This is a genomic window from Marinospirillum alkalitolerans (assembly GCF_045055655.1).
GTDB lineage: Bacteria > Pseudomonadota > Gammaproteobacteria > Pseudomonadales > Halomonadaceae > Marinospirillum > Marinospirillum alkalitolerans.
The window spans coordinates 406155-413177 of record NZ_JBANFI010000003.1 but is presented as its reverse complement, the minus strand read 5'-3'; the positions used below and the strand labels follow the sequence as shown (position 1 = coordinate 413177).

At 51.1% G+C, this 7023-nt stretch carries 6 protein-coding genes; 3 read left to right on the top strand and 3 right to left on the bottom strand.

The features are described from left to right. Positions 1-104: 104 nt before the first annotated feature. Together nfsA and V6U78_RS06850 are read left to right on the top strand one after the other, a co-directional pair. On the top strand, positions 105-827 hold the full coding sequence (gene nfsA / locus V6U78_RS06855) for an oxygen-insensitive NADPH nitroreductase (protein WP_405338766.1): 723 nt from the start codon (positions 105-107) through the stop codon (positions 825-827). A 96-nt stretch (positions 828-923) separates the two neighbouring features. Next, entirely contained in the window at positions 924-1484 is a 561-nt protein-coding gene (locus V6U78_RS06850; protein ID WP_405338764.1) for a gamma carbonic anhydrase family protein, read from the top strand. Between the two features lie 75 nt (positions 1485-1559). On the opposite strand, the gene V6U78_RS06845 is transcribed toward V6U78_RS06850, so the two are convergent. Further along, positions 1560-1997, bottom strand: a complete 438-nt coding sequence (locus tag V6U78_RS06845; RefSeq protein WP_405338763.1) for a hypothetical protein — start codon at positions 1995-1997, stop codon at positions 1560-1562. Further along, complete coding sequence (locus V6U78_RS06840; RefSeq protein ID WP_405338761.1) at positions 1979-2668, bottom strand: metal-dependent hydrolase; 690 nt, start codon at positions 2666-2668, stop codon at positions 1979-1981. The genes V6U78_RS06845 and V6U78_RS06840 overlap by 19 nt, the downstream gene beginning before the upstream one ends. 189 nt (positions 2669-2857) lie before the next feature. Here V6U78_RS06840 and fabV point away from each other — a divergent pair, with 189 nt between their 5' ends. Continuing rightward, positions 2858-4075 carry an enoyl-ACP reductase FabV gene (gene fabV / locus V6U78_RS06835; protein WP_405338759.1) on the top strand — a complete coding sequence of 406 codons (1218 nt, stop codon included), beginning with the start codon at positions 2858-2860 and terminating at the stop codon, positions 4073-4075. A 92-nt stretch (positions 4076-4167) separates the two neighbouring features. Here fabV and polA read toward each other — a convergent pair whose 3' ends face one another. Then, entirely contained in the window at positions 4168-6963 is a 2796-nt protein-coding gene (gene polA, locus V6U78_RS06830) for a DNA polymerase I (protein WP_405338757.1), read from the bottom strand. Between the last annotated feature and the right edge of the window lie 60 nt (positions 6964-7023).

The window sequence follows — 7023 nt, the reverse complement described above, 5'->3', positions numbered from 1 at the left end:
GAACCGTGAAATCAGCCATTTGATCCCTATCTTACTTTTGCTTTCCAAAACCCCTTTCTCGCTCTAAACTCTTCTTCTTTCAAGTTTTTTAGAAGAGGTAGCCCATGAATACCGTGATAGATCTCATCTGCCAGCACCGTTCTATTCGTGCATTTACAGATCAACCATTAACGGATGAAGAACGTCAGGCTATTCTTGCGGCAGGACAGGCCGCTTCGACCTCAAGCCTGATTCAGGCTGTCTCCGTCATTCGCATTACTGATGCCGACATTCGTGCGCAGCTAGCCGAGTTAGCTGGCCATCAGGCCTATGTTGCTCAATCAGCAGAGTTTTGGGTTTTCTGTATCGATTTTCAACGTCACGCGGCCTTAGATAATGAGATCCAGCCTGACTTTACCGAGTTAACGCTGATTGGCGCCATTGATGCCGGCATCATGGCACAGAATGCTTTGCTCGCGGCTGAGTCGCTTGGTTTAGGTGGCGTGTATATAGGTGGGTTACGTAATAGTGCGTATGAGGTTGATCAACTACTGAAGTTACCGCACAACACAGCGGTTCTTTTTGGCTTGTGCCTAGGCCACCCAGATCAACAGCCTGATCTGAAACCTCGCCTTTCCCCTGAAGTGGTCATGCATACTAATGCCTATCAGCCTGCCACGCCGCAGCAGATTGAAGAATATGATCAGCGAATGGAAGCCTATTATGCGCAGCGTGCAGGTGGACAAAAGCAGGCAAACTGGTCAGCGCAGATGATTGATAAGCTGAGCAAGGAGTCACGCCCTCATATGCTGGCTTATTTACAACATAAAGGTTTAGCACGGCGTTAGAAGTGGTCAGAGATCTTGAGTCACTCTACTGAACAAGAAGTGAAAGCTGCTACACTCAGGCTCTTTTAACTTCTATCTTACACAAAAGGAGCCAGCATGATTAGACGTAATCCAAACGGTGACAGACCCCAGATCCACCCTGATGCCTATGTCGATAATACAGCCATCATCTGCGGTAAGGTCATTATTGAGCAAAACGTCTTTGTGGGTCCTTATGCCGTGATCCGGGCTGATGAGACGAATGAAGAAGGGGATATGGATCCGATCATCATTCGTGCGAATTCAAACATCCAAGATGGTGTCGTGATTCACTCTAAGGCGGGTGGCTTGGTCGAAATTGGAGAGTCAACCTCCATTGCGCACCGCTCTATTATTCACGGCCCTTGCAAGATTGGCAGTCGTGTTTTTATTGGTTTTAACAGTGTGGTCTTTAACTGTGAAATTGGTGATGGCTGCGCAGTACGCCACAATGCGGTGGTTGATGGTTGCGATTTACCGCCTGGCTTCTATGTGCCCTCTACGATGCAGCTCGGTCCTGAATCGAATCTGGATGATGTGCCGCGTGTTCAGGCTTCGGTTTCAGAGTTCTCTGAGTCCGTCGTTTCAGCGAATATTGAATTGGTGAAGGGATATAAAGCACTCAGCAATGAGTTTTAAGCCTTGATCGCTCGCCTTCGATGATGGGGATACTGATTGTGGATAAATCGATCACGGCATCGAAGGCTTCTTGTTTTAAAAACGGCCCGGCTCTTGGATATCAAGGAGGATCTGATAGTCGCGGTTGACATTCGGGCATCCATAGAGTGAACCGCAGGGGCGGCCATTATCCACCCGTAACACATAGGTTCCTGCCTCTAGATGGCGCTGAATGCGAAAGTTGCGCCCTTGCCCGCTCATCCTGTCGCTAGTTATCCGCCGTCCATCTGCGTTAAAAAGGGTGGCTTCAGGGTGCACATTATTGATCCGCGCTAAAGTGCTACTCTCTAGTGTAATTTGTGCCGCCTGCTCGAGCACAAAATAAAACCTTTGCGGCTCATCATCACCTAGCTGTCCAAAGTAGGGTTGCTGGGTTTCTAAGCGAATAAAATCCTCAGGAAAATCTGCAAACAGATGACCAGTCCAGCACAAAGCCAGTACGCACAGCCAAGGTCTTAGAAGAGTTTTAGCCATAGCAACAATGCCTCAGGGTTGGGTAGCGCTAAAATCATAATCAGATTCAGAATAATGACAGCAATCGACCCAGACATAAAGCGTCGGTCAAGCACTTTCATTGCGCTGCCAAAGGAGCGCTTGATTCTGATTCCCTCTATATCGACACTATAAATTTCATCTAGTGCTAGGTGGAGTAAAAAGCCGCCTAGCAGAGCAAGCGCTTGTAGCCAGAAAACTAGGCTGTCACCACTGAATTGCCAGTGCGCAAAATGTAGCCAAGCCAGCGACCAGAGTAAGCCTACGATGAGGCTATGTGCTAGGCCTCTGTGTCGTGTTAGCTTTTGGAATAGCTTGGAAAGCGGATAGCGAATGATGAGCCAGACAGCGAGTGCGCCAATAAAAGCAGGCCAGCCAGGCTGCGCTGGATGACTGAACCAGAACCCGCTGCTCGGTGTTGGTGTGAGGGCAGAAAAGGTCAGCAAGGCGGCAAATAAGGCAAAGAGATTAAAAACCCAGCGGACGGGTCGAGCGTTGTCGACATCGATATCGGGCAGCAGTGTACCGAAGACAAAAAAGATCAATAAATTCAGTCCAGTATCCCAGGGGATATAGCCAAGAGTTGTCAGACCTGTTGCCAGACTGGCACCGACACCGACAGCAACCCCGACATGTGTAGCAAAATTAGCCATGTGTCTTCCACAAAGAAAATATCTTATAAAACAGTATTCTATCAACTTTGCTGGATAAAAGAACAGCGATTTGTCATGTCGAGGTCGTGAGTCTCGTTGCAGAGGCGTTTATAATGGCCGCGCAGAGGTGTGGGCTCAGTAAGGAGCTCTTTCATCACAAATCTAAAAACGAATATAAGTGAGCAAGGCATGATTATTAAACCCAAGTATCGTGGCTTTATTTGTACGACCACTCATCCGCAGGGGTGTTACCAAAATGTTGTTGAGCAGATACAGACCACGCAGCGTACTTTTGCGCAACAAGCTGCATCCGATCAGCCTAAGAAGGTACTGGTGATCGGTGCGTCTAGTGGCTATGGTCTGGCAGCACGGATTACGGCTGCGTTTGGTTATCAAGCGGCGACCTTGGGTGTGTTCTTTGAAAAACCAGGTACTGAGCGTAAGCCAGGTACAGCGGGCTGGTATAACTCTTGGGCTTTTGAAGAAGAAGCCAAGAAAGCAGGCCTGTACGCCAAATCGATTAATGGCGATGCCTTCTCTGACGAAGTACGTGCCAAAGCCATTGAGATGATCAAAGCGGATCTAGGCGAAGTTGATTTAGTGATCTATTCCTTGGCTTCACCAGTGCGCAAGCTGCCTGATACAGGTGAAGTGAAGCGCTCTGCCCTGAAGCCTATTGGTGAGGTCTATCGCTCGACTGCGATTGATACCAATAAGGATCAGATTATTGAAGCCGAGGTTGAGCCTGCGACCGAAGAAGAAATTGCCGATACCATTCGTGTGATGGGTGGTGAAGACTGGGAGCTGTGGATGCAAGCGCTGGATCAGGCCGGTGTCCTGGCACAAGGCGTGAAAAGCGCCGCTTTTAGTTATATCGGGACAGAAATCACTTGGCCGATTTACTGGCATGGCGCTTTGGGCAAAGCTAAAGAAGATCTCGATCGTGCCGCCGCCGCACTCAACCAGCAGTTGTCAGAGAAATACCAAGGTGCTGCGCATGTTGCCGTGCTGAAGTCGGTTGTGACGCAAGCCTCTGCCGCGATTCCAGTCATGCCTCTTTACATTTCTTTGGTCTATAAAGTGATGAAAGACAAGGGCCTGCATGAAGGTACTATCGAACAGCTTAATCGCCTGTATCTGACGCAGCTGTATCCTGTTGCAGGTGAGGCTGTCGTTTTGGATGAAGCCAACCGCATCCGCCTAGACGACTGGGAGCTGCGTGATGATGTGCAGGAGGCGTGCAAAGCGCTTTGGGCCCAAGTGAATAATGAGACTCTGTTTGAGCTGACTGACTATGCTAGCTACAAGCACGATTTCCTCAAGCTGTTTGGCTTTGGCCGCGAGGATGTTGACTATGAAGCCGATGTCGCGACGGAAGTGGCGTTTGATGTAGTGCAGGTGGGTTAACCCATCGCTGCTTGAGATTCACTTAAGGGGCCTGAATGGCCCCTTTGTTGATTCTTCACGGCATCTTGAGCAGAAAAGGCAAGAGAAAGAGGCTAGTGCGCCTCATCCCAGTTGAGTCCACTGGCTGCTTCGACTCGCAGCGGCACGTCTAAAGTGACGGCCTCTTCCATCGCTTTGCGTACACCCTCGATCAGTGTTTCCACCTGCTCTTCTTGTACTTCAAATACGAGTTCATCGTGAACTTGCATGATCATGCGTGCATCCAGCTGGCTGGTGGCGAGCCAGGCGCTCACATCCAACATGGCTTTCTTAATAATATCGGCAGCAGTGCCTTGCATCGGTGCATTGATCGCCGTGCGCTCTGCGGCCTGCCGCACCTGAGCCTGGCGTGCCTGAATATCAGGTAGATAGAGGCGGCGTCCGAGTAAGGTCTCAACATAGCCCTGCTCTGCGGCCTGAGCACGGGTCTGTTCCATATAGCGCTTAACGCCTGGATAGCGTTCAAAATATCTTTCGATATAGACCTGTGCCTGCTGGCGTTCGATATGGAGCTGTTTCGCCAGACCAAAAGCACTCATGCCATAAATCAGGCCAAAGTTGATGGCTTTGGCACTGCGGCGTTGATCCTGAGTCACGGCGTCTGGTTCGATACCAAAAACCTCAGCGGCTGTAGCACGGTGAATATCCTGCTCTGCTGCAAAGGCTTGGAGCAGGCCAGCATCACTAGAGAGATGGGCCATAATGCGCAGCTCGATCTGCGAGTAATCAGCCGCAACAAGGCGATAGCCGGGTTCAGCAATAAAGGCTTGGCGAATACGCCGCCCTTCCTGATGACGGATCGGGATGTTCTGCAGGTTTGGCTCTGAGCTAGAAAGGCGTCCTGTGGCCGTCACCGCTTGGTGGTAGCTGGTATGCAGCCGCCCTGTACGAGGCTCGATCAGGCTGGGGAGTTTATCCGTATAGGTGTTTTTCAGCTTGGCCAGGCCGCGATGTTCCATCAGCAGGCGCGGTAAGGGGTAATCCAAGGCGAGTTCTTCAAGAATCGCTTCTGCTGTTGAGGGCGCCCCTTTGGGCGTTTTTTTCAGTACCGGGATCTTCTGTTCTTCAAACAGAATCACCGCCAGCTGCTTGGGTGAGTTCAGGTTAAAAGGCCGCCCTGCCAAGGCATGGGCTTCTTGCTCCAGCTCTTGTAAACGCAAACCAAATTGATGAGATTGCGCCTTGAGTTGTTCGGCATCAATCTTGACGCCAGCTTCTTCCATCTGTGTGAGCAGCGGCACAAGTGGCAGTTCGATGTGTTGATAAAGGCTCAGTAGATCTGGATAGGCTTGGAGCTCTGCTTGCAGATGTTGATGCAGGCGCAGTGTGATATCCGCATCTTCTGCCGCATAGTGGGTCGCCACTTCAAGCTCGATTTGGTTAAAAGTGAGCTGCTTGCTGCCCTTGCCTGCAATCGATTCAAAACTTTGCGTGCTGTAGCCAAGGTAGTGCTGGGCCAGTGAATCCATATCATGGCGAGTGGCTGTGGAGTTCAGCACATAGGAGGCCAGCAAGGTATCGCCTAGGATACCCTGTAGGTGGATACCGTAGCGCAACAAAATATGGGCATCAAACTTGAGGTTTTGGCCGATTTTGCCGTATTGGGGATCTTCCAGCAGTGGTTTGAGCTGAGCCAGCACCCAATCGCGATCGAGTTGATCCGGCGCACCTGGGTAATCATGCGCCAGAGGAATATAAACGGCTTCACCCACTTGAAGTGCAAAAGACAGCCCTACCAGCTCGGCCTGCTGGGTATTGAGGCCAGTTGTTTCCGTATCGAAAGCCCAGCAAGGCGCGGCTTGCAGGCGATTCAGCCAAGCCTTGAATTCGGCCTCCGTCAGCAGGCAGCGATAATCCAAGGATTCTGGTGCGGCTGGCGGTGTTGAGCTGGTCTCTGGGCTGCTTGATGGTGGCGCGCTCTTGGAGGCTGCGGCGGTTTCTGAAGGCGCATCTTGGGCAGGATTGGCTTCCAACTCATCCAGCCAGGCTTTAAATTCGAGCTCTTGATACAGCTGGCGCAGCTGGCGGGTATCGGGCGTCCCAAGTTGGAGATCGTTCAGATTCAGCTCGAGATCACAATCGGTTTTGATCGTTGCCAGCTGATAAGACAAGTAGGCTTGTTCACGATGTTCGGCCAGCTTTTTGCCCGTACTCTTGGCACCTCGAAAACTCAGTTCAGCAATGCGATCCAACTGATCATACAGAGCATCTAAGCCGCCAATACCTTGTAGCAAAGCCAGTGCTGTTTTTTCGCCGATACCGGGTACACCGGGGATATTGTCGGATTTATCACCCATCAAGGCGAGAAAGTCGATGATCAGCTCTGGCCCAATACCGTATTTTTCTTTGACGCCATCGACATCCAGATAGGTTTTGGTCATGGTGTTCACGAGCGAGACATGCTGATCAACTAGCTGCGCCATGTCCTTATCACCGGTCGAAATGACGACCTCTCGGCCTTGCTGTGTTGCTTGGCGGGCGAGGGTACCGATCACGTCATCAGCCTCGACACCTTCAACGCATAAAAGAGGCAAACCCAGCGCCTTCACGCAGGCATGGAGGGGCGCGATTTGGCTGCGTAGATCATCTGGCATGGGCGGGCGTTGTGCCTTGTACTCGGCAAATAGCTGATCACGAAAGGTAGGGCCCTTGGCATCAAAGACAACGGCGATTGGGCTGGCCGGATAGGCGCGCATCAGGCTTTTCAACATGCTGACCACTCCTTTGACAGCGCCGGTAGGCTGACCTTGGCGTGTGGTCAGTGGAGGCAAGGCATGAAAAGCACGGTATAGATAGGAGGAACCATCCACAAGAACATAGGGAGGCGTGGCTTGGGCTGTTGTGGTCATCTTGCTCTCGTTTTCTATTCAGCCATCTTGTTGCAGGATAGGGTAAACTCTGCACAAGAG

Coding starts and splice junctions, on each gene's coding strand:
- V6U78_RS06840 (WP_405338761.1), bottom strand. CDS start 2,668: ATGGCTAATTTTGCTACACATGTCGGGGTTGCTGTCGGTGTCGGTGCC.
- V6U78_RS06850 (WP_405338764.1), top strand. CDS start 924: ATGATTAGACGTAATCCAAACGGTGACAGACCCCAGATCCACCCTGAT.
- V6U78_RS06845 (WP_405338763.1), bottom strand. CDS start 1,997: ATGGCTAAAACTCTTCTAAGACCTTGGCTGTGCGTACTGGCTTTGTGC.
- nfsA (WP_405338766.1), top strand. CDS start 105: ATGAATACCGTGATAGATCTCATCTGCCAGCACCGTTCTATTCGTGCA.
- polA (WP_405338757.1), bottom strand. CDS start 6,963: ATGACCACAACAGCCCAAGCCACGCCTCCCTATGTTCTTGTGGATGGT.
- fabV (WP_405338759.1), top strand. CDS start 2,858: ATGATTATTAAACCCAAGTATCGTGGCTTTATTTGTACGACCACTCAT.